The sequence below is a fragment of the Bradyrhizobium sp. CCBAU 51765 genome (assembly GCF_015291725.1).
Classification (GTDB): Bacteria; Pseudomonadota; Alphaproteobacteria; order Rhizobiales; family Xanthobacteraceae; genus Bradyrhizobium; species Bradyrhizobium liaoningense.
Window position 1 is genome coordinate 3459175 of sequence record NZ_CP030038.1, and the last position, 25217, is coordinate 3484391.

General features: G+C 64.5%; 24 protein-coding genes and 1 tRNA gene. 17 read left to right on the forward strand and 8 right to left on the reverse strand.

Annotated features, from left to right (window positions below):
* Window position 1 precedes the first annotated feature (1 nt).
* Window positions 2–652: a trimeric intracellular cation channel family protein gene (locus XH96_RS16585; RefSeq protein ID WP_194393392.1), complete on the forward strand. Its 651-nt coding sequence runs from the start codon at window positions 2–4 to the stop codon at window positions 650–652.
* Between the two features lie 55 nt (window positions 653–707).
* Here the strand turns inward: XH96_RS16585 and XH96_RS16590 are convergent, their stop codons facing one another.
* Window positions 708–1928 carry a cytochrome c gene (locus tag XH96_RS16590; RefSeq protein ID WP_194393393.1) on the reverse strand — a complete coding sequence of 407 codons (1221 nt, stop codon included), beginning with the start codon at window positions 1926–1928 and terminating at the stop codon, window positions 708–710.
* A gap of 291 nt (window positions 1929–2219) precedes the next feature.
* Between XH96_RS16590 and XH96_RS16595 the strand changes: the two genes are divergently transcribed.
* The 8 genes from XH96_RS16595 to XH96_RS16630 all read left to right on the forward strand — a co-directional run bounded on the left by XH96_RS16595 (window position 2220) and on the right by XH96_RS16630 (window position 15006).
* The gene (locus tag XH96_RS16595; protein ID WP_194393394.1) at window positions 2220–5711 is read left to right on the forward strand and encodes an indolepyruvate ferredoxin oxidoreductase family protein; all 3492 of its coding nucleotides are present in this window, start codon (window positions 2220–2222) and stop codon (window positions 5709–5711) included.
* A gap of 858 nt (window positions 5712–6569) precedes the next feature.
* Entirely contained in the window at window positions 6570–7727 is a 1158-nt protein-coding gene (locus XH96_RS16600) for a thiolase domain-containing protein (RefSeq protein WP_194393395.1), read from the forward strand.
* On the forward strand, window positions 7727–8116 hold the full coding sequence (locus XH96_RS16605) for a Zn-ribbon domain-containing OB-fold protein (protein ID WP_194393396.1): 390 nt from the start codon (window positions 7727–7729) through the stop codon (window positions 8114–8116). The genes XH96_RS16600 and XH96_RS16605 overlap by 1 nt, the downstream gene beginning before the upstream one ends.
* Before the next feature lie 234 nt (window positions 8117–8350).
* A complete protein-coding gene (locus tag XH96_RS16610; protein WP_194393397.1) occupies window positions 8351–9211 on the forward strand; it encodes a MaoC family dehydratase in 861 nt (286 codons plus the stop codon).
* A gap of 157 nt (window positions 9212–9368) precedes the next feature.
* Window positions 9369–10247: an SDR family oxidoreductase gene (locus XH96_RS16615; protein WP_194393398.1), complete on the forward strand. Its 879-nt coding sequence runs from the start codon at window positions 9369–9371 to the stop codon at window positions 10245–10247.
* A 104-nt stretch (window positions 10248–10351) separates the two neighbouring features.
* The gene (locus tag XH96_RS16620; RefSeq protein WP_194393399.1) at window positions 10352–11305 is read left to right on the forward strand and encodes a dihydrodipicolinate synthase family protein; all 954 of its coding nucleotides are present in this window, start codon (window positions 10352–10354) and stop codon (window positions 11303–11305) included.
* 4 nt (window positions 11306–11309) lie between these two features.
* Entirely contained in the window at window positions 11310–12107 is a 798-nt protein-coding gene (locus XH96_RS16625) for an NUDIX hydrolase (protein WP_194393400.1), read from the forward strand.
* Window positions 12108–12318: 211 nt separating this feature from the next.
* The gene (locus XH96_RS16630) at window positions 12319–15006 is read left to right on the forward strand and encodes a PAS domain S-box protein (protein ID WP_194393401.1); all 2688 of its coding nucleotides are present in this window, start codon (window positions 12319–12321) and stop codon (window positions 15004–15006) included.
* On the opposite strand, the gene XH96_RS16635 is transcribed toward XH96_RS16630, so the two are convergent.
* Window positions 15007–15360, reverse strand: a complete 354-nt coding sequence (locus tag XH96_RS16635) for a GrlR family regulatory protein (RefSeq protein ID WP_028178611.1) — start codon at window positions 15358–15360, stop codon at window positions 15007–15009.
* Between the two features lie 261 nt (window positions 15361–15621).
* Here XH96_RS16635 and XH96_RS16640 point away from each other — a divergent pair, with 261 nt between their 5' ends.
* Entirely contained in the window at window positions 15622–16119 is a 498-nt protein-coding gene (locus tag XH96_RS16640; protein WP_194393402.1) for a hypothetical protein, read from the forward strand.
* A 55-nt stretch (window positions 16120–16174) separates the two neighbouring features.
* Here the strand turns inward: XH96_RS16640 and XH96_RS16645 are convergent, their stop codons facing one another.
* Window positions 16175–16561: a VOC family protein gene (locus XH96_RS16645; RefSeq protein WP_194393403.1), complete on the reverse strand. Its 387-nt coding sequence runs from the start codon at window positions 16559–16561 to the stop codon at window positions 16175–16177.
* Window positions 16562–16730: 169 nt separating this feature from the next.
* Here XH96_RS16645 and XH96_RS16650 point away from each other — a divergent pair, with 169 nt between their 5' ends.
* The 3 genes from XH96_RS16650 (at window position 16731) to XH96_RS16660 (ending at window position 18215) form a co-directional block, all read left to right on the forward strand.
* Window positions 16731–17303 carry a hypothetical protein gene (locus XH96_RS16650; protein ID WP_194393404.1) on the forward strand — a complete coding sequence of 191 codons (573 nt, stop codon included), beginning with the start codon at window positions 16731–16733 and terminating at the stop codon, window positions 17301–17303.
* 160 nt (window positions 17304–17463) lie between these two features.
* Window positions 17464–17988, forward strand: coding sequence for a hypothetical protein (locus XH96_RS16655; RefSeq protein WP_194393405.1), 525 nt, complete (start codon window positions 17464–17466; stop codon window positions 17986–17988).
* Between the two features lie 150 nt (window positions 17989–18138).
* Window positions 18139–18215: transfer RNA gene (locus XH96_RS16660), tRNA-Arg, on the forward strand.
* Between the two features lie 66 nt (window positions 18216–18281).
* Here the strand turns inward: XH96_RS16660 and XH96_RS16665 are convergent.
* Together XH96_RS16665 and XH96_RS16670 are read right to left on the reverse strand one after the other, a co-directional pair.
* Window positions 18282–19247 (reverse strand): AraC family transcriptional regulator, encoded by a 966-nt coding sequence (locus XH96_RS16665; RefSeq protein WP_194393406.1) that lies wholly within the window; start codon window positions 19245–19247, stop codon window positions 18282–18284.
* 357 nt (window positions 19248–19604) lie between these two features.
* Window positions 19605–19883 (reverse strand): hypothetical protein, encoded by a 279-nt coding sequence (locus XH96_RS16670; protein ID WP_194393407.1) that lies wholly within the window; start codon window positions 19881–19883, stop codon window positions 19605–19607.
* 235 nt (window positions 19884–20118) lie between these two features.
* On the opposite strand from XH96_RS16670, the gene XH96_RS16675 reads away from it, so the two are divergent.
* Window positions 20119–20529, forward strand: coding sequence for a DUF3775 domain-containing protein (locus tag XH96_RS16675; protein ID WP_194394156.1), 411 nt, complete (start codon window positions 20119–20121; stop codon window positions 20527–20529).
* A gap of 39 nt (window positions 20530–20568) precedes the next feature.
* On the forward strand, window positions 20569–21030 hold the full coding sequence (locus XH96_RS16680) for a host attachment protein (RefSeq protein ID WP_194393408.1): 462 nt from the start codon (window positions 20569–20571) through the stop codon (window positions 21028–21030).
* A gap of 25 nt (window positions 21031–21055) precedes the next feature.
* Here XH96_RS16680 and XH96_RS16685 read toward each other — a convergent pair whose 3' ends face one another.
* Entirely contained in the window at window positions 21056–21319 is a 264-nt protein-coding gene (locus XH96_RS16685; protein ID WP_194393409.1) for a hypothetical protein, read from the reverse strand.
* Window positions 21320–21619: 300 nt separating this feature from the next.
* Between XH96_RS16685 and XH96_RS16690 the strand changes: the two genes are divergently transcribed.
* Window positions 21620–22066 carry a hypothetical protein gene (locus XH96_RS16690; protein WP_061027138.1) on the forward strand — a complete coding sequence of 149 codons (447 nt, stop codon included), beginning with the start codon at window positions 21620–21622 and terminating at the stop codon, window positions 22064–22066.
* Between the two features lie 102 nt (window positions 22067–22168).
* Window positions 22169–23041: a DMT family transporter gene (locus tag XH96_RS16695; RefSeq protein ID WP_194393410.1), complete on the forward strand. Its 873-nt coding sequence runs from the start codon at window positions 22169–22171 to the stop codon at window positions 23039–23041.
* A gap of 239 nt (window positions 23042–23280) precedes the next feature.
* On the opposite strand, the gene XH96_RS16700 is transcribed toward XH96_RS16695, so the two are convergent.
* Both XH96_RS16700 and XH96_RS16705 read right to left on the reverse strand, forming a co-directional pair.
* The gene (locus tag XH96_RS16700) at window positions 23281–23595 is read right to left on the reverse strand and encodes a histone (RefSeq protein WP_194393411.1); all 315 of its coding nucleotides are present in this window, start codon (window positions 23593–23595) and stop codon (window positions 23281–23283) included.
* Between the two features lie 66 nt (window positions 23596–23661).
* Entirely contained in the window at window positions 23662–25053 is a 1392-nt protein-coding gene (locus XH96_RS16705) for a deoxyribodipyrimidine photo-lyase (protein WP_246790171.1), read from the reverse strand.
* Window positions 25054–25217: the final 164 nt, after the last annotated feature.

Sequence of the window (25217 nt, forward strand, 5' to 3'; positions counted from 1 at the left end):
GATGTGGAGTCTGCCGCCGACCGATAGCGTGCTGCACTTTCTGGCCCTCGTCGCCTTGACGGCAGAGGGCATGACGGCCGCACTGGCCGCGGGGCGGCGCAGCATGGATTATGTCGGCGTCTGTCTTCTCGCCTGCATCACCGCGCTTGGCGGCGGCACGCTGCGCGATCTGTTTCTCGGTCACTATCCGCTCGTGTGGGTGGCCCACCCGATCTACCTTGCACTGCCGGGCGGGGCGGCGCTGCTGACGATCCTGATCGCGCGCCTCGTGCATCGGCTGCACCTCGCCTTCATCGTGCTCGATGCGATCGGCCTCGTCGTCTTCACCATGATCGGCTGCAACGTCGGCTGGCAGATGGATGCCTCGCTGCCGATCGTCATCGTCTCGGGCATGGTAACGGGCTGCGCCGGCGGCGTGTTGCGCGATGTGCTCTGCAACGACGTGCCGCTGCTGTTTCGATCCGAGCTCTATGCCAGCGTCTCGGTCGTCACAGGCTTGTTCTACGCCACGGCGTTCGGCTTCAATCTCCATGCCGAGCTCTGGACGATCTTGACCTTCGTGCTCGGCCTCAGCTTCCGCCTGCTCGCGGTGCACTACAGATGGGAGATGCCGAAATTCGTGTTCACCGGGGATGAAGAGAAGGAGCGGTGAGCGCTGTCGCGCGCGAGCGGCGAATAGCGAATGGTTCTCGGCCATTCGCCACTCGCTATTCCCCACTCGCCTGGCTCTTCCTCGCCCTCGCCACCTGGGCCGGCGTCACCAGCAGGCCCGCATTGCCCCAGGAATTGCGGATGTAATTCGTCACCGCCGCGATCTCGTCGTCGGACAGTTGTTTGGCATAACCCGGCATCTCCCCGGTGTTGGGCGCGCGCGGTGTGGTCACGGTGAGGGCGCCGTCGAGGATGATGCGCAAGGTGGAGGATGGGTTGTTGGATTGCAGCAGCGCATTGCCTGGCAAGGGCGGATAGATCCGCGGGGCTCCGGAGCCGTCGGCCTCATGGCAGGCGATGCAGAGTTTTGCGTAGACGGCCTGGCCGGCCTTCATCTCGGCATCGTCAGGCGGCGTCACGATCGTCTCGCGTCGCGTCGACGGCAGGCTCTTCAAGTAAATGGCGATTGCGCGCACATCGGCATCGCTCATTTTCGCGGTCGAGTTGACGACGACCTCCGCCATCGGCCCGCCGGCATGGCTTTTGGCGTTGCGCCCGCTTTGCAGATACTCCGCGATGTCCTCCTCGCTCCACGATTTCAGCCCGGTGCGGACGGCGCCATCGAGGCGGGGGGCAAACCAGCCTCCGACCTCGTTGCCGGATAGCGCCTGCGCGTCCCTGTCGGCGCCGAAGTAGTTCTTGGGCGTGTGGCAGGCGCCGCAATGACCGAGCCCGGTGACGAGATAGCCGCCTCTGTTCCAGGCCGCGCTCTTGCTCTGGTCCGGCTCGAACAGGCCGGGCTTGAAATACATGGCGTTCCACAGCCGCATCAGGCCGCGATAGCCGAACGGCCAGCGCAGTTCCGGCGGCTTGTTGCGGCTCGCCACGGGCGCCAGCGTGGCGAGATAAGCGCGGATCGCCAGCGTGTCGTCCTTCGTCATTTTGGTGAAGTAGGGATAGGGGAAGGCCGGGTAATAGTTCGAGCCGTCGGGCGCGATGCCATAGCGCAGTGCACGGGTGAAATCGGCATCCCTCCAGGCGCCGATGCCGGTGTCGCGGTCCGGCGTCAGGTTCGGCGCAAAGATCGCGCCGAACGGCGTGTCGATCCGCTTGCCGCCCGCGAACGGCTTGGCCGGATCCGCGGTGTGGCAGCCCGCGCAGTCGCCGGCCTCGACCAGCGCCTTGCCATAGGCGATCAGTTCCGGCGATGGCTCGGCGGCAAGGGCCGCGCCAGCAACTGCACTGCACAACGCGATCACAGCCAGAATCGTCCGCATGCTCGGCCTCTCCTGCGACCAATCGCCGTCATCGGCGCCACGGGGGCGGCCATTCATTTCGCGACGGCGGGGGTATGGTGACACAAATTGAAAATGCCCGGCGTGTTTGCTGCCACGAAATTGCGATTTTCACCCGGCGCGCCCTTTCATCCAGATTTGTGGTGCGGATCATGAAATATCCGACATAGAGTGGCGGTGATGGTCGGCGCGCCCTAGCTAAAAACGACGGGAAGGCAACGGCTTAAGCGAGCTTAAGTAACAAAGGCCTGAGCAGGGCCAAACGAGGACAGCATGGGCATCAACCAGGGTCCGATCAGTCTCGATCAAAAATACACCCAGGAAACCGGTCACGTCTTCACCACGGGCATCCAGGCCCTGGTCCGCCTGCCGATGGCCCAGATCCGGCGCGACCGCGCCAACGGCCTCAATACCGCGGGCTTCATCTCCGGCTATCGCGGCTCGCCGCTCGGCGGCTACGACCAGCAGCTATTCGCCGCCCGTAAGCATCTGGAACAGTACAACATCAAGTTCCAGCCCGGCGTGAACGAGGACCTCGCGGCCACCGCCGTCTGGGGCTCGCAGCAGCTCAACCTCTCGCCCGGCGCCAAATACGACGGCGTCGTCGGCATCTGGTACGGCAAGGGCCCGGGCGTCGACCGCTGCGGCGACGTGTTCCGCCACGGCAATGCCGCCGGCTCGGCCAAGAACGGCGGCGTGCTGTGCCTTGCCGGCGATGACCACGGCGCGAAATCCTCCACCGTTCCGCATCAGTCGGACCACGCCTTCATCTCGGCGCTGATGCCCTATCTCTATCCCTCCAGCATCCACGAGATGATCGAGATGGGCCTGCTCGGCATCGCGATGTCGCGCTATTCCGGCTGCTGGGTCGGCATGAAGGTGATCACCGAGACGGTGGAGACCACGGCCGAGATCGACCTCACCGACGAGATGAAGCCTTTCATCATTCCCACCGATTTCGAACTGCCGCCCGGCGGGCTCAATCTGCGCTGGCCCGACGACCGCTTCGAGCAGGACCGGCGCCTGCAGGACTACAAGGGCTTTGCCGCCATCGCATTCGCGCGCGCCAACAAGGTCAACCGCGTCACCATGGATTCGCCGAACGCCCGCTTCGGCATCATGGCGTCAGGCAAGAGCTATGAGGACGTGCGCCAGGCGTTGCGCGAACTGGGGATCACCGAGGAGGTCGCCGCCAGGATCGGCCTTCGCCTCTACAAGATCGGCATGCCCTGGCCGCTGGAGCCGGAAGGCGTGCGGCAGTTTGCGGTCGGGCTCGAAGAGATCTTCATCGTCGAGGAGCGCCGCGAGATCGTCGAAAACCAGGTCAAGCAGGAGCTGTTCAACTGGCGCGACGACGTCCGCCCGCGCATCGTCGGCAAGATGGACGAGCACGACAAGCGCTTCCTGACCTTCGCCGCCGAGCTGAGCGTCGCCTCGCTTGCGACCTCGCTGACCGAACGACTTCTTCGACTTAATCTCAACCCTGAGATCGCGGAGATGCTGCGCGTCAAGGCCGATTGGTTCAACGGCCGTCAGGCGACCCAGATGCAGGCGGTCGCCCCTGTCTCCCGCACTCCCTACTTCTGCTCCGGCTGTCCTCACAACACATCTACGAAGGTCCCCGAAGGCAGCCGCGCGCTCGCCGGCATCGGCTGTCACTTCATGGCGCTGTGGATGGACCGCTCGACCGAGACCTTTACCCATATGGGCGGCGAGGGCGTGCCCTGGGTCGGCATCGCGCCCTTCACCAACGAGAACCACATCTTCGCCAATCTCGGCGACGGCACCTATTTCCACTCCGGCTTGCTTGCCATTCGCCAGGCGGTCGCCTCCAAGACCAACATCACCTACAAGATCCTCTACAACGACGCTGTCGCCATGACCGGCGGCCAGCGCCATGACGGCGATCTCTCGCCGCAGCAGATCACCTTCCAGCTCCACGCCGAGGGCATCCGCGAGATCTACCTGGTCTCGGAGGCGCCTGACGCCTATCCGGGCGACACCATCGCGCCCGGCGTGAAGAAATATCATCGCGACGAGCTCGACAGCGTCATGAAGATGTGCCGCGAGTACAAGGGCACCTCGGCGATCGTCTTCGTGCAGACCTGCGCCGCCGAAAAGCGCCGCCGCCGCAAGCGCGGCCTGATGGAGGATCCGGCGCGCCGCGTCATGATCAACCCCGCCGTTTGCGAAGGCTGCGGCGACTGCTCGGTGCAGTCGAACTGCATCTCGGTGGAGCCGCTGGAGACCGAGTTCGGCCGCAAGCGCGCCATCAACCAGTCCTCTTGCAACAAGGACTATTCGTGCCTCAAGGGCTTCTGCCCGTCCTTCGTCACCGTCGACGGCGGCAAGCCGCGTCACCGTGCGCCGGCCGAGCTCAGCGAGATCGGCGCGCTGCCTGAGCCGGCCTCGCGGCCGACTCTCGACAAGCCCTACAACATCGCAGTCGGCGGCGTCGGCGGCACGGGCGTGCTGACCATCGGCGCGCTGCTCGGCATGGCCGCCCATATCGAGGGCAAGGCCTCGATGATCCTCGACATGTCGGGCCTTGCGCAGAAGGGCGGGGCGGTGCTCAGCCATGTCCGCCTGTCGGATCATCCGGCAGAGGTGACCTGCTCGCGCATCGTCACCGGCACGGCCGATCTCGTGCTCGCGGCTGACGAGGTGGTTGCGGTCGCCAAAGACACGATCTCGCTCTGCGACACCAGCCGCACCCGCGGCATCATCAACAGCCACGTCATCCCGACCGCCGACTTCGTCCTCAACCGCGACTTCAACTTCCAGACCCGCAAGCTGAACGGATTGCTGGAGACGGCGCTGCACAAGGACTCGGTCTTCTTCGATTTCACCAGGCCGGCCGAGCAGCTGCTCGGCGATGCCATCGCCACCAACATGATGATGATGGGCTACGCCTATCAGAAGGGACTGTTCCCGCTGTCGGCGGAATCGATCGAGCAGGCCATCGAGGTCAACGGCGTCTCGATCAAGATGAACAAGGAAGCCTTCCGCCTCGGCCGCCTCGCGGTCGCGGACCCCAAGCGCCTCGCTGACATGCTGAAGGGGGCCGACGAGGTCATTGCGCCGAAGACGCTGGACGCAATGACGCTCGACGAGGTGATCGAGCATCGCGTCAAGCACCTGACCGCCTATCAGAACGGCCGGCTGGCTAGACGTTATCGCAAGCTGGTCGATCAGGTTCGCGATGCTGCCAAGCAGGGCGGCTATGACGATGCCCTGCCGCGGGCGGTCGCGGTGAACTATGCCAAGCTCCTCGCCTACAAGGACGAATACGAAGTTGCGCGCCTCTACACCAACGGCGCCTTCGAGCAGCAGCTCCGCGACCAGTTTGAGGGCGACTTCAAGTTCAGCTTCAACCTGGCACCGCCGATCCTCAGCCGCGGCGTCGATGCGCTGGGACGTCCGAAGAAGCGCGCGTTCGGCCCGTGGATGCTGAACGTCTTCCGCGTGCTGGCAAAGTTCAAGTTCCTGCGCGGCACGCCGTTCGACATTTTCGGCCGCAGCGCCGACCGCAAGCTCGAACGCGACTTGATCGCCGGTTACGAGAAGGACGTCGCCACGGTGCTCGGCCTGCTGTCCCCCGTCACGATCGACACCGCGGTCGAACTGCTCTCGCTGCCCGACCGTATCCGCGGCTATGGCCCGGTGAAGGAGAAGGCGGTTCAGGACGCCAAGGTGCGCTACGCCCAGCTCGCCGCGGACTTGGCCAATCCGCCCCCTGCGCCGAGGCAGATCGCCGCGGAGTAGGGCGCTCTCGTAGGGTGGGCAAAGGCGCAAAGCGCCGTGCCCACCATCTGCCATTGACTACGAAGAAGACGTGGGCACGCTTTCGCTTTGCCTACCCTACGGCACCATCCCTTGCGTTGCCCGTCGGGCAAAACACCCACGCCGTGGGTCAATCCGTACGCACTAAAACATTCCGCTTTACCGAAATTCGGAATTGTCGTATCCGTCCGCCACCTCATCCCTCTCTGAGGGGCGTATCGCGATCGTCACGAAACGCGGGGTGAGCGGCGGTGGACGCGGGCTGCGTCGCGCGAGCGATTGTCTCGTGCACGACGGGCGCGGTCTCGCGTACGGCAAAATCGTGTGGTCCTGACACCCGGGGTCTGTGCGTCAAGTCTTGCGATCGCTCGCAAGGCGACGGGGGCAATAGTGCATCGCTCCCCGGGGAGAGCACGACATAAGCCGTAAAGCCACTGCGCAGGGAAGGCCGGATGTTGGGCTTCACCTGTATGCCGCTGTGCCTCTGTTCTTCGCGCAATTCGCGCACAGCGGACCGTGGGTGCCCGGCCGGCACCCGGTCTTCCCTGCGCCCTCTGTTTTCCGAGGGAGCAAAACGGAAGCAAAGCTCGGGCGAAACGCGCCGCGAGGATGCGGGGGTGTGTCTGCAAAGCAACCTCTGGTGCCCCGGACGCAGCGCCGCGCTCTGGGCTCTGCGCAGCAACGCCAGGGCGTTGCTGCGCGTCCGGGAGACGAGACATATCCCCCACTTGCGCCGACCGGCTGCCCTCTCGCACGACGGAATATTTCCGCGCTTGCCAATCAGGCCATCGCGGTTCAGAAAAACCCGAGCAAGAAGAAGCGCAAGCGGAGACCTGAAGTTTGACCATCAAGGGCAAGGCCTACATTGCCGGGATCTATGAACACCCGACCCGGCATGCGCCGGACAAATCCACCGCCCAGCTCCATGCCGAGGTCGCCAAGGGCGCGATCGAGGATGCCGGGATCAGCAAGGACGATATCGACGGCTACTTCTGCGCGGGCGACGCGCCGGGCGGTGCCTGGCCGATGGTCGATTATCTCGGCCTGAACACCAAGAAACTTCGTCACATTGATTCCACCGAGACCGGCGGCTGCTCCTACATCATCCATCTCGGCCATGCCGCCGAGGCGATCGCCGCGGGCAAATGCTCGATCGCGCTCGTTACGCTCGCCGGCAAACCGCGTACCGGGGCGATGCCGCCGCGCGCAGCCGGGGCCGAGGTCGATTTCGAAACCGCTTACGGCGCGACCACCCACAATGCCTACGGCATGTGTGCCATGCGCCACATGCACGACTATGGCACCACCTCCGAGCAGCTCGCCTGGATCAAGGTCGCGGCCTCGCATCATGCGCAATACAATCCGCATGCGATGCTCAAGGACGTCGTCACCGTCGAGGACGTCCTGAACTCGCCGATGATCTCCGATCCCCTGCATCGCATGGATTGCTGCGTCGTCTCCGACGGCGGCGGCGCAATGATCGTGACGACGCCCGAGATCGCCAAGAGCCTGAAGAAGCCGCTGGTGCGTCTTATCGGTCACGGCGAGGCAATGAAGGGTCCGCGCGGCGGCAAGGATCTCGACCTCACGTACTCCGCCGGCATCTGGTCCGGCCCCCGCGCGTTCGAGGAAGCCGGCATCACGCCGAAGGACATCAAATACGCCTCGATCTACGACAGCTTCACCATCACCGTGCTGATGCAGCTCGAAGACCTCGGTTTCTGCAAGAAGGGCGAGGGCGGCAAGTTCGTCGCCGACGGTAATCTCATTTCCGGCGTCGGCAAGCTGCCGTTCAATACCGACGGCGGCGGCCTCTGCAGCAACCATCCCGTCAACCGCGGCGGCATGACCAAGATCCTCGAGGCCGTGCGTCAGCTGCGCGGCGAGGCGCATCCGAAGGTGCAGGTTCCGAATTGCGATCTCGCCATCGCCCACGGCACCGGCGGCCTCTTGGGTGTTCGCCACGCCGCCTCGACGGCCATTCTGGAGCGCGTGTGATGAGTGAAGCGAAGAAATATCCGGCCCCGGTGACCAATCCCGAGACCGCCGCGTTCTGGGACGCGGCGAAAGAGGGCAAGTTCATGATCAAGCGCTGCACGGCCTGCGGCGAAGCGCATTACTTCCCGCGCTCGATCTGCCCGTTCTGCTACTCCGACAAGACGGTGTGGGAGGAGGCGTCGGGCGAGGGCACGATCTACACCTGGAGCCTGATGCGGAAATCGCCGACCGGTCCTTACGCGATCGGCTATGTCACGCTGAAGGAGGGGCCGTCGGTGCAGACCAACTTCGTCGACTGCGATCTCGAGAAGCTGAAGATCGGCCAGAAGGTGAAAGTTGTGTTCAAGCCGACCGACGGCGCGCCGCTGCCGTTCTTCACGGTAGCCTGACGCGAAGCGAGATGTAACCCTCTCCCCTTGTGGGAGAGGGTGGCAGCCAGGGTGGCAGCCGAAGGCTGCCGGGTGAGGGGTCTCTCTCCACACGATAACGTGTCACTGCGGAGCCAACCCCTCACCCGAGTGAGTTTGTTGCAAGAGCGGTGCTGCCCTCTCCCACAAGGGGAGAGGGCACATTAACGGGCATCGCCGCCTGCGGATGAGAAACTCGGGGAGGAAACAAACAAAATGTCCGCCAGATATGAAGAACTCAAAGGCCTGAAGAACATCGGCCAGAAATACGCCTACACCGACCGCGAAGTGATGCTCTACGCCTACGGCATTGGCCTCGGCGCCGATCCCATGGACGAGAAGGAGCTCGCTTTCGTCAACGAGGGCACGCTGACGCCGCGGCCGCTGAAGGTGGTGCCGACCTTCGCCTCCGTCGCGGCCTGGGGTTCGGGGCCGGGCGAGATGAATCTCAACCGCGTGATGGTGGTGGATGGCGAGCGCGACATCACCTTCCACCAGCCGCTGCCGGTTGCCGCCAACATCACTGCCGATTCCTCCGTGCTCGAGGTCTACGACAAGGGCAAGGACAAGGGCGTCGTCATCGTTCACCAGACCGTGCTCAAGAACGAAAAGGGCGAGAAGCTGGCGACGCTGGTCGCCTCGCGCTTTGCCCGCGGTGACGGCGGCTTTGGCGGGCCGAACCTGAGTCAACCCGATCCGCACAAGATCCCCTCGCGCGCGCCCGACAAGACCATCGACATCACGACGCGCCCCGACCAGGCGCTGGTCTATCGTCTCTGCGGCGACCGCAATCCGCTGCACTCCGATCCGGAATTCGCGAAGAAGGCGGGCTTCCCGCGCCCGATCCTGCACGGCATGTGCACCTACGGCATCACCTGCCGCGGCGTGCTGCAGACCTATGCCGATTACGACGCGAGCGCCTTCCGCCAGCACGTCGCGCGGTTCTCCTCGCCGGTCTATCCCGGCGAGACCGTGACCATGGACCTCTGGAAGGACGGCAACGTGGTCTCGTTCGAAGCCAAGGTGAAGTCGCGCGGCGTCACCGTGATCAAGAACGGCAAGACGGTGCTGGATTAGGACGGTCTCGTGCCCCGGACGCGGCGCAGCACGCAGTGATGCGCTGCTGAGCCGGGGCCCAGCGGACGTAACAAGGAACTGGGTCCCGGCTTGGCGACGCAGCGTTTCACGCTGCATCGCGTCCGGGACACGAGAAAACAAACAGGGAGAAGCCACCATGGGACTGCTCGATGGCAAGGTTGCGCTGATCACCGGCGCGGGCGGGGGGCTCGGTGAGGCCTACGCAAGACTGTTCGCGCGGGAAGGGGCCGCGGTCGTCGTCAACGATCTCGGCGGGCCCCGCGACGGCTCCGGCGCCGACAAGTCCATGGCGCAGCAGGTGGTGGACGCGATCAAGGCCGAGGGCGGCAAGGCGGTCGCCAACGGTGCCGACATTTCCACCATGGAAGGCGGCCAGTCGGTGTTCGACGACGCCATCAGGCATTTCGGCCGTGCCGACATCCTCGTCAACAATGCCGGCATTCTGCGGGACCAGACCTTCGCCAAGGCCTCCGAGGCCGACTGGGACAAGGTCATCAAGGTGCACCTGAAGGGCACCTTTTGTTGCACCCTGCCGGTGTTTCGCTGGATGCGGGAGAATGGCGGTGGCGTCATCGTCAACACCTCCTCGACCTCCGGGCTGATCGGCAATTTCGGCCAAAGCAACTACGGTGCGGCCAAGGGCGGCATCTGGGGCTTGTCCAACGTGCTGGCGATCGAGGGCCGCAAGTACAACATCCGGGTCTGGACGCTGGCCCCGGGGGCCCTGACCCGCATGACCGCAGACCTGCCCCGCTATAAGGAGAACCCCGGCGCCGCGCTGGGGCCGGACGGCATCGCGCCGGCCGTGCTATACATGGTTAGCGATTTGTCGGGCGACCAGACCGGCAAGGTGCTGGGCGTGTCCGGGCCCCGCGGCGTGCGCGAAATGCGGATGATGGAAATGGAAGGCTGGAAACCGCCGCACACGGGCTGGAAAGCCCAGGACATCGCCGATCACGCCAAGGAGATCTTCTTCTCCGAGGAGCAGATCAAGATGGGGGCGCGGCGGTTTTAGCTGTTGTTGTCGTTCCGGGGCGGCTCGAAGAGCCGAACCCGGAACCTCGAGATTCCGGGTTCGCGCTGCGCGCGCCCCGGAATGACGGAGAAAGAGAGAGACCTATGAAACTCACCGCCGACGCCAAGGGCACTTTCGCAATCGCGCCGACGCCGTTCCACGACGACGGCCGGATCGACGAGCGCTCGATCGACCGCCTGACCGATTTCTACGAGGAGGTCGGCTGCGACGGCGTCACGGTGCTGGGCATCCTCGGCGAGGCCCCCAAGCTCGATGCCACTGAAGCCGAGCAGGTGGCGGTGCGCTACGTCAAGCGTGCCAAGAAGATGCAGGTGATTGTCGGCGTCTCCGCGCCGGGCTTTGCCACCATGCGCGCGCTGGCGAGGGCCTCGATGGACGCAGGCGCGGCCGGCGTCATGATCGCGCCGCCGCCCTCGCTTCGCACCGACGACCAGATCGTCGGCTATTTCAAGCAGGCAGCGGAAGCGATCGGCCCTGACGTGCCCTGGGTGCTGCAGGACTATCCGCTGACCTTGCAGGTCGTGTTCACCCCCGCCGTGATCCGCAAGATCGTCATGGACAATCCGAATTGCGTGATGCTCAAGCACGAGGACTGGCCGGGCCTGGAGAAGATCTCGACCTTGCGCGGCTTCCAGAAGGATGGCTCGCTCCGTCCGCTCTCGATCCTCTGCGGCAATGGCGGCACCTTCCTGGACTTCGAGATGGAGCGCGGCGCCGACGGCGCCATGACCGGCTACGCCTTCCCCGAGCTTCTGATCGACGTCGTGAACCTCTCCAAGGCCGGCAAGCGCGACGCCGCGCATGACATCTTCGACGCGCATCTGCCGCTGATCCGTTACGAGCAACAGCCCGGCGTCGGCCTCACCGTGCGCAAATACGTGCTGCAGAAGCGCGGCATCATCGCCTCCAGCGCGCAGCGCAAGCCCGGTGCGACGATGACGGCGACGGCGAAGGCCGAGGTCGACTATCTCTTGTCGCGGGTCGCCCGTTTCGACAAGCGCGCCAATCTCGGCCCGCAATCCAGCGCCGCGGGTTAGTTGAATGGCCGATACATCAGCATCACGCCCGGCGTCGACGATCCTCCTGCTGCGCGACGGCGCAGCACGGGACATCGAGGTCTTCATGATGGTTCGCCATCATCAGATCGAGTTCAACTCGGGCGCGCTGGTGTTTCCGGGCGGCAGCGTCGATGCCGGCGACAAGGAGATCGTCGCGCGCTCGGACCTGTATTCCGGCGGGGAGGGCCTCAGCGAAGCGGACCGCGGATTTCGTATCGCCGCGATCCGCGAGACTTTTGAAGAGAGCGGCATCCTGCTGGCGCGATCGAAGGATATCGGCGCGCCGGTCGACGCCAAGCGTGCTGGCGAGATCGCCGACGCACACCGGATCGCGCTCAACGAGCACAAGATCAGCTTCCTCGATATCCTCGCCGAGAACGGCCTCCAGCTCGCGCTGGACACGCTCGTGCCTTACGCACACTGGATCACGCCGGAGGGCATGCCGAAGCGCTTCGACACCTGGTTCTTCCTCGCGGCAGCTCCGCCCGACCAGCTCGGCGCTCATGACGGCCGTGAGTCCACCGACTCGATCTGGGTCTCGCCGCGCGAAGCGGTGGAGGGCGGCGAGAGCGGCCGCTTCAAGTTGCCGTTTCCGACCACGCGCAACCTGATCCGGCTTGCGAAGCAGCCGAACGTGAGCGCGGCGCTGGAGCACGCCCGCGGCCTGTCCATCGTCACGGTCATGCCGGTGATGACCAAGACCGAGACCGGTCGCCAGCTCCGCATCCCCCGCGAAGCCGGCTATGACGGTGAGGTGTTCGAGGTGGGGGCTGTCGGCTGACACACTTCGACAGGCAGCGAAGTATCGACGAGCCGGACGCGCTCGGTTCCGTCCATGACATCGGCTGTCGGCGCTCGCGGTGTTTTCGACTGCGGCAGCGTTCGGGCAGCAGGTCCCGATATTAACGATATTCCGCGCCCCGAGGCATGTTCCCCCCGGGCGGCAATACGTCGTATATTGGGTCTCCAGCAGCCCGGTCCTCAAACCAGCAATGTCCGCCGAATTGACGCCGCCCCCTGAGAAAAGGCGAACATTTTCGCTCTCCATCGGCCAGCTCACCTTCGGCAGCTTTCTGTTGATGCTGGCGGTGATCATCGTCACCTCGACCGCGAGCGTGATCGCGATCCGGCACATCGACACGACATTCGCCGAGCTGCAGCGGCTCCAGAGCGTCGGAGATCTCGCCGAGGATATTGATCGCCGCATGAACGAGCTGCGCGTCGCCGCGCGAGACTTCGTCACAGACCCCGGCGCCGGCATCCAGTTCCAGCAGGTGGGCGAGGCGGCCTCGACCCTGAGCGACATCCTGAAGAAGACCCGCATCGAGCTCGCGCCCGAACAGCAGGATATGATCGACGGGGTCACCGAGCGGCTTGCGACCTATCGCAACGGTCTGGAGCGGATCTCGACCCTGATCGACCGCCGCGCCCAGCTGCTCGCCGGCCTGCCGCCGCTGCGCGAACGGTTCGATGCGGCCATCGCAGGCACTGCGGACCGCGAGCTGGCATCCCGCCTGTCCGAGGCGCAGAGCCGGATCGCGGTCGGGTTGCTCGCGCGCAACCCGTCCGCGGCCGAGCAGGCCGCGCAGGGGATGCGGGCGCTTGATATTGGCGATGCCAAACTGAAGTCGGCGGTGAACGACTATGCCGAGGCCATCATGGCCGTCGCCGTCCGCGAACGGCAGATCGCCGACATCGATCGCGAGGTGCTGGGCACCGAGGGCCGATTGATCGGCCGCGTCACCGAACTGCTGCGCGAGGTCAGCGCAAGGCGCGGCCACGTGCTGTCGCGCGACTTTGCCCGCACCCTGACCGAGGCGCGGTGGCAGAGCATCGTGCTCGGTACGATCGGCGTGCTGATCGGCATCGCCGCTGCGTTGTTCGTCGTACGCAGGACGGTGCGTCCGCTCGCCCAGATCGCGCGATCCATCCGCGCGCTTGCGGCCGGCCGGAAAGACACCTCGATTCCGTCCGCCGAGCTCGACAACGAGATCGGCGACATCGCGCGGGCGGCCGAAGTGTTCCGCCGCGCGCTGGAGGAGGCCGACACGGCGCGCGAGGCGGCGGTACACGCGCTGACCGAGCAGCGCCTCGCCGAAGAGAGCTACCGGAAACTGTTCGAGGGCTCGGTCGACGGCATCTATGTGACGACGCCGGCCGGCGACCTCCTCAATGCCAATCCGGCGCTGGCGCGGATGATGGGCTATGACAGCCCGCAGCAGCTGATCGACAGCATCAACGACATCGCCCACACGATCTACGTCCATCCCGAGGCGCGTGCCGAATACCAGCGGTTGATGGCGCGCGACGGCATGGTGCGCGAGTTCGAGTACCAGGTACGCCAGCGCAACGGCAACATCCTCTGGCTCTCCGACAGCGCCACGGGGGTGCGGGATGAGCAGGGCAACATCGTCCGCTACGAGGGTACGCTCCGCGACATCACCGACCAGAAGCGCGCGGAGGACGCCATCGCCGAGGGCCGGCGCCTGCTCCAGCAGGTCATCGACACCGTGCCCGCGGTGATCAACGTCAAGGACCGCGAGCTGCGCTACGTGCTGATGAACCGCTACATGGCGGGCATCTTCGGCATCGAGCCCGGCGACGCGCTCGGCCGCACCACGGCCGATCTGATGTCGCGCTATGGCGCGGCCAAGTCCGACGAGAGCGACAAGAGGGTGCTCAAGCTCCGCAAGGGGCTCGGCTTCTACGAGGAGGAGTACAAGGACGCGGCAGGCAACATGCGGCAATGGCTGGTCAACAAGCTGCCGCTGCTCGATACCGAGGGCGAGATCGAGCGGATCGTGACCGTCGCGCTCGACATCGGCGAGCGCAAACGCGGCGAGCAGGAAATGCGCAAGGCCAAGGAAGCCGCCGAAACCGCGCTACGCAATCTGCGCGAAACCCAGGCCTCGTTGATCGAGGCGGAGAAGCTCGCCGCGCTCGGGCGCCTGGTCGCCGGTGTCGCCCACGAGGTCAACAATCCCGTCGGCATCAGCCTCACCGTCGCCTCCGCGCTGGAGCGCAAGACTGCGATGTTCACCGCCGATGTCGAGCGCGGCGAGCTGCGCCGCTCCACGCTCAACGAGTTCCTCAACACCAGCCGCGACGCGTCTTCGCAGCTCGTCTCCAATCTCAACCGTGCCGCCGAGCTGATCCAGTCGTTCAAGCAGGTCGCAGCGGACCGCAACTATTCGGACCAGCGCACTTTCGATCTCGGCGACCTCACCGAGCAGGTGGTGATGAGCCTGCGGCCAGGCCTACGCAAGCACAATCTGACGCTCAACGTCGAGTGCCAGCCGGACCTGACCATGAACAGCTATCCCGGTCCGTACGGCCAGGTGCTGACCAACCTGTTTCTCAATTCGGTGGCGCACGCCTTCCCGGACGGCCGGCCGGGGACCATCGAGATCCAGGTGCGCGAGTCCGGCAAGGACAATGTCGAGATCATCTTCTCCGACAATGGCTGCGGCATGTCGCTCGACGTCCGCCGCCGTGCCTTCGATCCGTTCTTCACGACACGGCGCGACCAAGGCGGCACCGGCCTCGGGCTGCACATCGTCTACAGCATCGTTACGAACCGGCTCGGCGGACGGCTCGATCTCGATTCCGAACCTGGCGGCGGCACGCGTATCCAGATCATCCTGCCGCGCGTGGCGCCGCTCGAGCAGGCTGCGGAATAGCTAATCGACTTCTGCGAGCTTGTGCAGGGTGGCGCCGAAAATCAGGCTGGCCTTGCCGACCAGCGCCGTGCCCGTCATCTCCGCGCGCGTGTCCGTGTAGGTGCCGCTGACGCCGATGCCGACCGGGGCAGGGCCGCCGAACAGCGGATTGTCGTCGCCCCGAGGCGAAGTGTGCCGTTGCACCAGCACCTCGCCCTTGAAGGTGTTGTTGTTCTTCACCGTGTAGCTGCCGGTGTAATAGAGGTAGGCATCGCCGCCAAGAATCTTGCCGTCGCGGAAAAGAATCACGCCGCTGCCCTTGCCGACTCGACCATCGAGCAGGGTCACGTGAATTGAATAGAGGCCGTTCTTCATAACGTCCCGTGGGCCGGCCGCCATCGCCCAATGGCGTCACCGGTCCGGCTTTTATGCCAAAGCCCATCCCCTCGCGCAACGCGGCAGTTTGCCGGCCGCTCGCGGAAGCCTGCAACGGCGAGCCGTAGTTGTCCCGGCTTGTGCGTGATGCCGTCATGACGCTCTGATGGTGAAGCGGGGCTCGCCGTTACGAATCGGGGTTGGCCCGCGAAATGCATAACCATTGTTGCACTGGCCGCGGGGTGCTGGAGCAAGACGAACGTGACCAACTGGATCGATTCCGGCGGCAATGAGCCGCGTCTGTACAGTGTGCGTCCCACGAATTGCAAAAGCGAACAACGGCGGATTGGCGACGCGAGACACCGGGGAAACCTGACGCGGCTGGCGCCGGCCTTGGCTTTGATCGCGCTCGCAGCCTCCTCGGGGCACGCGCGCGACCGCGGGCAGTTCGCCAATACCAATCCCGAATTGAAGGCCTGGTTCGACAGTCTGCGCAGCGGCAAGGGGCCTTGCTGCTCCGATGCCGACGGTTCGGCGCTCTCGGACTCCGACTGGGACAGCAAGGACGGGCACTATCGCGTCCGTGTCCCGCGCTACGGCTATGCGCTCGACGGCCAGCAGCAGGAACTCGTCTGGGTCGATGTGCCCGAGGAGGCCGTGATCTCGGAGCCGAACCGGGTAGGGCGCACCATGGTCTGGCCGATCTACGGCTACATGGGCGTCACCATCCGCTGCTTTATGCCCGGTAGCATGACTTAGCCCCCGCGCGGGCTCACGTCGTCCCGGTGGTATGCCTGAGGCGGCCGGCGCCGCGTCAGGTGTATTTCTTGTCGCGCTCGAGCAGCTCGATGGAGATGCCTTCGGGGCCGCGGATGAAGCAGATGCGCACGCCGGGCCGAATGGTCGTCGGCTCGCGCGTGAAGGTGACGCCCTTGGCCTTGATCTCGGCGGCGACGGCGTCGATGTCCTTCACCGCCAGGCCAAAATGGTCGAGACCCTGATGCGGATGCGGGGGCGGCGGGTTGACAGCGCTGTCGCCCTCGAGCGGTGCGATGAAGATCCTGGCTCCGCCAAGGTTCACGTCGATCCGTCCGGGGGCGCGCACGATCTCGCCACCAAGGATGTCGCGCAGCCAGGCCGCCGTGGCCTCTGGATCGGGGCTGCGCAGATGGACGTGATCCCAAGTGACGGCGATTGGCATTTCATTTTCTCCCAACGGGGTCTTCCGATGTTGCGGCGCATGTTAGCGGCCTCGGCCGGTGGTCGCCACCGTCCTTGCTCGCATCACGTGCGGGAACCTTAGTTCGTCGCCCGGATTAAGGTAGCAGTGGCCCAGTTCAACGTGCTCGGCTGCGATCGGTGCTGCAACCATGAGTGCCAGGCTCGACCGGATCGGATTGGGGCGCTTCGCCGGAACCGGCGAACGATTGGCGCGGGCCGTAACGATGGCGAGCGTCTCGTTTGGCCGTGGTCTTCTGTGGCTGCTGGCGGCAATCATCGTCGGCTGCGGCATCTGGATGCTGCTGCCCCTTTCCAAAGGCAATAGTGCTGAGGCGGCGAGGCCGGAGCTGGCGGCTGTCGAGTCGGCTCCTTCGGGCGATGCGTCCGCGGTGGTATCGTCGGCGTCCGAAGCTCCGGCACCTGCGACGGCGGAACTCAGTCGGCTCAGGATTTCATCGCAGACCTGGCGTCGCGGCGGCCTCGGCTCCAAAGCCCTGGTGACGCTAACGCTGCGAAACGACAATGACTATGCCGTTAAAGATGTCGAGATCGTCTGCGCATTTGCGCGGCGCGATGGCAGTCATCTTACCAACCGTAGCCGGGTGCTGGCGGATGCAGTCAGCATGAAGAGCCGCAAGACCTTTGCGCGTATCCCCGTCGGCTTCGTTAACGTGAATGCCGATCAGGCGAAATGTTCGCTGGTCGCAGCGCGCCGCGCCTAAAGGCGGCACGTTCCGGTAGCGGAAAAGTTACTCTACGCGCACCTTGGCCAAGAAACTATGCATCGCCATTTGAACCAAATGGCTGGGTCAGGAACCAATTGAGAGATCGCCTGTTGAGGCGGAGAGCCCACGCGGGGATGCAAGGGGCGGAGCACGGCCAATGCCCATCTTTAGGTATTTCATTTTTGTCGGTGGAGCTCTGCTCGCACTGCTGTTCGCGGCGGATTTCGTCTTCCCGGCGGCGCCTGTGGCACAAGCCGTTGCGACGACTGCGGGCAACGACCAGCCCCTGATCCGAATCCGGTCCAATCGGCATCTGCCCGAGCGTGTTGTGCTCGACACGAGCCAGCCGACGATTGCCGCACCTGCGGTGAAGACTGCCGCTGTTGCGGCTCCCCAGCCGCCGGTACAGGACGGCGTCTCCCCGGCATTGGCTGAGATCTCGGCCAAGACGCGGGTACGCGAGACCTTCGCCCAGTTCACGCCCGAGCCGAAGACCAATACCGCCGCCGCCAAGAAGGCAGGGGCCACTCAATCTCAGGTCGCTCAGGCTCAAGCTTCTCCTGTGCCGGCTCCTCAGCCCAAGCGCAGGATCGTCAGGACGCATCCGGCGCCGCAGCCCGGCCGGCCGATGATGCAGGTCGCTCAGCAGCCGCATTTCGGTCTCTTCAACACGACCTGGTGACAGCGCCTTCGACCCGCCTCGACCGAGGCCGGAAGGGCTTTTTATTGGCCGGGCTCTCTGCTAATTCGAACCAATCCGAACGCCGTCCGGTGTGCTGGTTCGTGACCGGCGCGGTCTGGCGAATCTCGGTGGCCCGGTACCCGGGCGAGGGCGCTCGTAGCTCAGCTGGATAGAGCATCGGATTTCGATTCCGAGGGTCGGAGGTTCGAATCCTTCCGAGCGCGCCAGTCTCCTGGTGTTCTAGATATGTTCCGAAACGGCGCTAATGCCGGTCGCGGTGCCCGCGGCGTCAATCAGCCTGCCGAGACACCGCTTCGCCGGCCGCGTGACAGCGTGTCGGAGGGCGCCTCGTGGAATATTGCGCGGTAGGCTGCGGCAAATTCACCGAGATGGTGGAAGCCGTGGGCGCGTGCGCAGGTGGCAACGGTGACGCCGCCGCCCTTGAGGAGGCGGGAGCGGGTCGCCCACAGCCTTTTCAGGCGAATGTACTGGTGCAGGCTCATGCCGCGTACCATGCTGACGGCGCCGCCGAGCGTCCGGATCGAGACGCCAAACGCGCGCGCGAGATCGGCTGTATAGATCGGCGTGGTCGGATGGGTCGCGACGTAGTCGTCGATGCGCTGCACGAGCTTGATCGCTCGCTCGCCCTGGACCGAGGTACTCCGATCCGGGATCGAATCGATTCGGAACAGGTCGTCGAGAGCGAGCAGCAGGCCTTCCTGGAGATGGCCCGCAACCTCGGTGGTTTCGAACAGGCCCGGTTGCACCGACGCGGTGCGCAGGATGTCGATCAAGAGTTGTCGCGTGTGCAGCAGGGCGGGCCGGTTCGCGACAAGCGCCTGCAAATCGTCGACGTGGTCGAACCAGCCCCGGTCTCTCAGCGCAGGGGAGAAGATGATCATGGCATAATGATTGGCCCGCGGCTCGACGAAATGGCACTCATCGTTGCCGCGCAGGGCAACGATGAAGCGGGCGTCGAGATCCATTCCCTTGAAGTTGACCTGGAGGTCGTCGGTCATGGACAGGATCACCATCCCACCCGGCATGCGATAGGCGGCATCGAGGATGCGTGCGAACGATCTCATCATGATGATGCGGCACGCCGGCAGGGAGACGACGGCACGGGCCGCCGCGAAGTTCGGGATGTCCAATGGAATGCTTCTCGCATCTTCCATCGTCTCGATCGGCCGAAATGCGTCTACATCGGAAAACCCGATCAGTTGAAGCGCGGAGGACGGAGCGAGGTCGTCGAACAACATGGTTCTGGCCGGCTGCTGAAATGAGAAAATGAAATGAATGTCGATGCATTGCCATCAATGGCGAAACATCGCGGTTCAGTAAACCGGATTCCGGGCCGTAGTATTGCGGACATCATGCCATCAGATCCGCCGGATCGATGTGACCGCCACGGTCTCGGCTCATCGCTTCGCCGGCGGCGAGATCGATGAAATGCTGCAGGCGTGACTGGCGCAGGACGAAACCCCGTCGCTTCGTCACCATGTAGAATGACTGTATCGGCTGATTTCAACTTTGATTTGGATCAGGTCCAGTCCGGGGGACGGCCGCGCAAGAAATGATTCCGCAAAAGCGAAGGGCCCCAAGGGGCCCTTCAAACGTCACCAGCGGCGATAGCCGTAATAACCGCGATAGCGCGGACCGTAATAGCGCGGCGGCCCATAGTACCGTGGGCCGTAATACGGCCGCGGCCCGTAGTACCCGTAGTAGTTCGGGCGCCACCAGCACTGCCCCCAGGCGTTGCAGACCATGCGGACCTGCTCGACTCCGGAGACCTGCGGTGTCGCCGGTGCGGGCGCGATGGGCATGGCGGATGCCGCCGACGATGCCGCGAGGGCGCCGAACAGGGACGTGGCGACGAGGCCAGTCTTGAGATTCATGATGTCTTCCTCCGCTTACGCGATGCAGGATATCGAAATTGTTCGGATCAAATTGTGGCGGAACCGAAATGTAATACTGATGAACAAACCTTCAGCGAGCTGGCCCGGCCCAATTCCACCGTAGAGCAATGCCGTGCCTTAGACCTTGATCCTGCGCAATTCGCAAGTCTGCCTTGGCTTTAGTGTTGCTCCTATGGCAGTGGCGTGGTGCCTGCTGCCGGACAAGGTGAGCTGGATGCGAGTCATTCCAAATCTGTCGATCTCGCCGGAGAAGGTCTTCTTCGTCATCTCGAAGTCGCGCCGGTCCGACAGCGAAGCGGGCGGGAACGGTGTCGTCCTGGAATCTGGTGACGACGACATGAGCTTCGGCCGCGGCGGACGCGGCGAAACCACCGACCGTGCCGAGCTTTCGGGTTTTATCCGCGATCTCAATGTCGATGAACAAATCGATCTCGTGGCGCTGACCTGGCTCGGCCGCGGCGACGGCGATCTGTCCGATTGGCGCCAACTGCGCGCTCAGGCCGCGCAGGCGCACAACCAGCGCACTGCCTCCTACCTGATCGGCACGCCCATGCTCGCCGACTATCTGGAAGAGGCGATGGCGCAATTCGGCAAGTCCTTCGAGGAATTCGAAGAACAGCTCTGATGCCGAAGCGGCATCTGCGAGTGGCAAGGAGAAGTTGTGATGGACAAGATGAGAATGGCCAAGGGCGACTGGCTGGTCGTGTGCGACGGGCGCAAGGCGCTCATTCTGGAGAACCTCGGCGACGACAAGTTTCCGAATCTCCACACCCGGGAAGTGCATGAGCAGTCCAACCCCTCGACTACCGCGCAAGGCAGCGACGCGCCTGGCCGGTTGCACCCGGCGGCCGGCGGGGCGCGCAGCTCAGTCGAGCAGACCGATTGGCACGATGAGGCCGAGCGCGCCTTCTTGCGGGGACTGGCGGGCCGGCTCGATACTGCCGTCAGCTCCGGCGAGACCAAGGCCCTGACCATGGTGGCCTCACCGCGCGCGCTCGGCATGATCCGCGCCGACTATTCGGACGCCGTGCGCAAGGCGCTTCAGGGGGAGGTCAGCAAGGACCTCGTCAAGCTGCCGGTCTACGAGATCGAGAAGCAATTGCTGCTGTCGGGCGCCGCAAAATAGGTGCCTGACAGAGGGCCGCGGCGCCTCAGTAGCAGGGGTGCCGCCGGCCGTCCTGGCCGATATAAGCGGCCGCGCTGCGGTAGCAGTAGTTGGTCGACGGACCGTCGTAATAGGCGAAGGTGCCGGGGGTGATGCCGGGTCCGTAATTGTGCAGATAGCTGATCGGGTAGGGTAGCGGGTTGGCATAGGAGCGGTGGTGCCGGTGATGTCCATGCGCCTCCGCAAGGCCAGGGGCCAGGATTGCAGCCGTCAGGGCCGCAACCGCGGCTACAAGCGTCAACTTGCTCATCTCGATTCTCCGGAACCCGCTCGAACAGATCAACTATTTATAGCAATTTCGGGCGGTCAGGCATCGCTGCGAAGGCCGGAAATCATGGCCGGTCCTGCAGATTTCCGGGTGGGTGTGACAGAATTGCCGGACATGCGGTCGAAAGCTGCCCATTTTTGGCCTTTTCCGGATGCTTAACGAATTCCCCACACAAGTATGACCAAAGAGTATTTGCTTAAGAATCCTGCCGCCGTCCCCACGGGATCACTTGCGGGTCCTTCAAGGTCGGTGATTCCTGAAGGCCATCGCCGTTATCTCGCCATGCGCATCACGCTTCTGAGCCTGCTGTTGCTCTCCGTCGCTGCCGCTACGCCGGCGCGCGCCGAGCTGCACATAACCCGCGACCATGGCGGCTATGTCGAGGAGTACAAGGCCAAGTACAAGCGCGTGCGCGAGAAAGGCGAGCGCGTCATCATCGACGGCATCTGCAATTCGGCCTGCACGCTCGTGCTCGGCATCGTGCCGATGAACAAGATCTGCGTGACGCCGCGCGCGAGCCTCGGTTTCCACCAGGCCTATTACGACAAGGCGTTCACCTTCGGCATCAAGGTCACCAGTGCCGAAGGCACCTCCGATCTCATGTCCTACTACCCCGACAAGGTGAAGGACTGGATTCGTCGCAATGGTGGCCTCACCACCGACATGAAGAAGATCAAGAACGGCGTCGAGCTCTGGAAGATCGTCGATCCCTGTCCGGAAGAATGGTGATCAGCTGACGCTGACTTAGACCGCTGTCATCCGCCGCAGCGCAACATCGTCCGAACGAAATTCGCATTGCCGCATGGCCTCCGCTGAGGCAATGAGGCCGCAATGAACCATAATCAAGACAACCTGACCGCCCGCGTCGCGCCGATCCTGTTCGTCCTGCTCTGGAGCACGGGATTCATCGGCACCAAATACGTGGTCAACAATGCCGATCCCTTGACCTATCTCGCCATCCGCATGGCCATCGTGGTCGGGCTGATGGCGATCATCGCAGGCATCGCGCGGCCGAAATGGCCCGACCGGATCGGCATCGCCCACAGCGCGGTCGCCGGCATCCTCGTCCACGGCTTCTATCTCGGCGGCACCGCGATCGCGATTGCGCATTCGATTCCCGCCGGGCTCTCTGCGCTGATTCCGGGACTGCAGCCGATCCTGACCTCGACCATCGCCAATCGCTGGCTCGGCGAGAAGGTGACACCGGTGCAATGGGCCGGCCTCGTCCTCGGCCTCGGAGGCGTCATGCTGATCCTGCACAACCGTCCCATGACCGGCGAAGCCGGGCTCGGCTGGCTTGCCTCGGTCGTCTCGCTGATCAGCATCACGCTCGGTACGCTCTATCAGCGCCGCTACTGCAACCAGATCGACTGGCGAGCCGGCAATCTCGTGCAATACGTTGCCGTCACCATTTTCTTCGCGATCGGGGCATTCCTGCTCGAAGACCGGGTGGTGCATTGGACACAGGAGTTCGTGCTCGCGCTCGCCTGGCTCGCCGTGGCACTCTCGATCGGTTCGATCGGGTTGTTGTACTGGCTGATCCGCCACGCTGCGGCAACCTCGGTCGCGAGCCTGTTCTACCTGGTGCCCGCCGTCACCGCGCTGATGGCCTATCTGTTGTTCGGAGAAAGACTCGATGCGCTGGCGATTGCCGGCATGGCGATGTGCGCGGCGGCGGTGTTCGTCGTCAACCGGCGCTTCTAAGGCATGATCCGGAAAAGTGCGCAGCGGTTTTCCGAAAAGATCATGCTCCAACAACAACCTAAAGCGTGATCGCATCGCCCTTTAGGCGGACGGGGCGGGGCGTCGGAATACATCCCTGCTGAACGGGGCACGTTCGTGATCGGCCGGACAGCCGGGCCGCCGCGCGGCAAGGGTCGCGTATCGTGGGGCAGGTCTCCAGGCGGATGTCCACTCCCGGAGACCTGTCCTGAGCGTCGTGATCAGCGCTTCGCCTTCTTGGCCTTCTTCTTCTTGCCGGCTTTCTTGACAGCTTTCTTGGCAGCTTTCTTGGCGCCCTTTTTCGCAGATGTCTTGCCGGCCTTCTTCGCGGTCTTCTTGGCCGCTTTCTTTGAGGACGTCTTCGCCTTCTTCTTGGCCTTCTTCTTGGACGTCTTCTTCGGGCCTACTTTCTTCGCGACCTTCTTGGCGGCTTTCCTGACTTGCTTGACGGCGGCGACCGCCGCGTCCTTGGTTGCATCGACGGCGCTGGTGATCGTGTCCATCGCCTGTTCGGTGATCGGCTTTTCGTCGTCCATATCGTCCCCCGCGGTTTGACTGAGGCAATGACGATAGCGGGTTTCGAAATTGTGTCAAAGCGGCGCTCAACCTCTGCGGATCTTTGCGTAGGCGGCGAGCGCACGCTCGCGCCCCCTGGCGTGATCGATGATCGGCTGCGGATAGGTCTTGCCGAGCGTGATGCCCGCGCTCGCAAGCTCGATCGGCGTTGCCCGCCAGGGCTGGTGGATCAGCTTGGCCGGCAGGTTCTTCAGTTCCGGCACCCAGCGCCGAACGTAGGCGCCGTCCGGATCGAACTTGTCGCCCTGGAGCACCGGATTGAACACGCGGAAATAGGGCGCTGCATCTGCACCGCAGCCGGCGACCCACTGCCAGTTGGCGGGATTGCTGGCGGGGTCCGCATCGACCAGCGTGTCCCAGAACCAGGCTTCCCCCTCGCGCCAGTCGATCAGCAGGTGCTTGACCAGGAAGGAGGCGACCACCATCCGCACCCGGTTGTGCATCACCCCGGTGTGCCAGAGCTCGCGCAGACCGGCATCGACGATCGGATAACCGGTGCGCGCGCGCTGCCAGGCCGCGAGCGCCTTGTCGTCGTGCGTCCAGGGGAAGCCATCGAAGTTGGTCTGCAGGTTTGCGGTGGCGAGGTCGGGATGGTCGTGGAGGAGATGACGGCAGAATTCGCGCCAGCCGAGCTCACTCAGGAATTTCTCGATGTCCGTCCCGAGCGCCGGATCTTCGGCCGCGGCGAACCGCGCGGCGTGCCAAACCTGGCGCGGGCTGAGCTCGCCGAACCTCAAATGCGGCGAGAGCCGCGAGGTGCCCTCCCGGTCCGGGCGGTCGCGGTCGCCGGCATAGACGCGTGCGGTGCGCTTGAGGAAGTCGCGGAGACGGCCTCGCGCCGCGGCTTCGCCGGGAATCCATGCCTCGCGCAGGCCACCGGCCCAATCGGGTTTGGCCGGCTCGAGTTTCCAGCTCTCCAGACGATCGCCGGCGATCCTTGCTGCAGGGCGCAGCGCCTTCGGTGCGGGCAGCGGCTTTGGCGGATCGCCGAGCGACAGCACGCGCCGCCAGAATGGTGTGAACACGCGCAGGCCCCGGCCATCCTTGTTGCGGATCGCCGAAGGTGGGACGAGCAAATCGCCGGGACAATTTTGTGAGTCTGCTCCGAGCTTTGCCAGCGCCGCTTCGAGCGCTCGCTCAACCGACTGATGCGGCGCCTGGGCGATCCCGTTCCAGTAGACGGCGCGGGCGCCGCTTTCGCGCACCACCTCGGGGATGACCCTGGCGGCCGGTCCCCTGCGCAGGACCAGCGATCCGCCGCGCTCGGCGATCTCGGCCCCGAGCGCCCGCAGCGACTGCGCCAGCCACCAGCGCGCCGCGCCACCCGGTGCCCGCCCGGTCGTCTCATCGAGCACATAGAGGCAGACCACCGGCGCTCCGGTCTTCGCGGCGGCGTGCAGGGCGGGGTGGTCGGACAGGCGGAGATCGTCGCGAAACCAGACGATGACGGGCGGCACGTTTGGCGCGGTCAGGGGGTGTCCTCGTTTACGATTTGGAAAGGTGTGCCGCCTGCAGCGGTATGATGGTCGTTAATGTCGCCGTAAGCCTATTGCACGATTATGCAGGAATTACTGGGGCCATT